Annotated in this window: 1 protein-coding gene and 1 pseudogene; both read left to right on the forward strand. The window is 62.2% G+C overall.

Features of this window, described 5'->3' with window-relative positions:
- Positions 1-126 (forward strand): annotated as a pseudogene (locus A5622_RS30700) (M15 family peptidase); the annotation flags it as partial.
- Entirely contained in the window at positions 126-1,127 is a 1,002-nt protein-coding gene (locus A5622_RS07210; protein WP_197507965.1) for a peptidoglycan-binding protein, read from the forward strand. The pseudogene A5622_RS30700 and the gene A5622_RS07210, both read left to right, overlap by 1 nt.
- Positions 1,128-1,207: the final 80 nt, after the last annotated feature.

Raw genomic sequence — 1,207 nt, forward strand, 5'->3', positions numbered from 1 at the left:
GCTTGGGTGGCGTCGGCCACCGACCGGAAGTTGCTGGAGTACATCACCAACCAGCTCGGGCCGGGCGATCCGGCATGGCAGTCGCAGCCAGGAACGCTGCGCGACAAGGTATTTGGAGTCCTCTGATGCATTTCCCTCTCATGCCGGGCGACACCGGCCAAGACGTCCTCAACTGGCAGCAATGGTTCCAGCGGGCATACGAGTTTTACGCCCCACCCGTAACCGGTGTTTTCGACGCCGACTCGATAGCCGCGACGAAAGAAATGCAGCGCCGCCTGGGGCTGGATCAGACCGGCCACTTCAACATCCAGACCGCCAAGAAATCGAGGTACATCGAGACCCCGGTGTTCTTCACGGTCGAGGGCCACATGTCGAACATGTTCGCCGGCCCGGTCGCCGACACCGCCACCCAGTTGGAGCGCGAGGGGCTATGCCACCACCAGCCAATCGGGTACAACAACGGCGCCATCCCGTTCGACAACGCCTCTGGTGTGCAGGAACTCGCTCGCCTCGTCGGGCAAGCCAGGATGGATAACGGTGTGCCGTTCCCGGCGGGCACCCCGTGGGTTCTGGGCGTGTTCAGTCAGGGCGGCATCGTCGGATACGATTTCTACGAGGCGTACCTGGCGCCGGGGAAGCCGCTGGCGTGGCGGGAGGCCGACCGGCTCGGCACCCTGGCTTACGGCAACCCTTGCCGCGGCACGGATTCGATCGCGCCGTGGGCCATCGGGCAGATCAAGAAGACCGGCACCCATGGACTGGACCCGTACAAGCGTTACGGCGCCCCCGGGTGCCCGGCGTTGCCGCCGAACTTCATGGATGATTACCGCGAGGGAGACATCTTCGCTGAGAACGGCGACGACCAAGCGAGCCAGTTGAAGGCATCCATCTACCAGGCGGTAGCTCGAGGGGATTTCCTGTCCAACCCGTACGGGGTGATCACGGAGCTGGTGCACCAGCTACCCAACGTCATCTCGTCGAACATCCCGGCGTTGATCACGTTCGGTATCAGCGTGTTTCAGGCGATCGTCAGCGGCATCGTGTTCCTGGCTGATCAGCCGAACCCGCATTACAGCCCGTATGACATTTCGGGCGGACTGGATTGGGTGCGCAACCTTCTTTCGTGACACAATATCAACTACTAGGCGTTAAGGGGTCAAACATGATCAACCTCGATTGGTTCAAAGCTACCGGGCTGCTGGCCGCG

It is taken from the genome of Mycobacterium sp. 1245801.1 (assembly GCF_001673055.1).
In the GTDB taxonomy this organism is placed as follows: Bacteria; Actinomycetota; Actinomycetes; order Mycobacteriales; family Mycobacteriaceae; genus Mycobacterium; species Mycobacterium europaeum_A.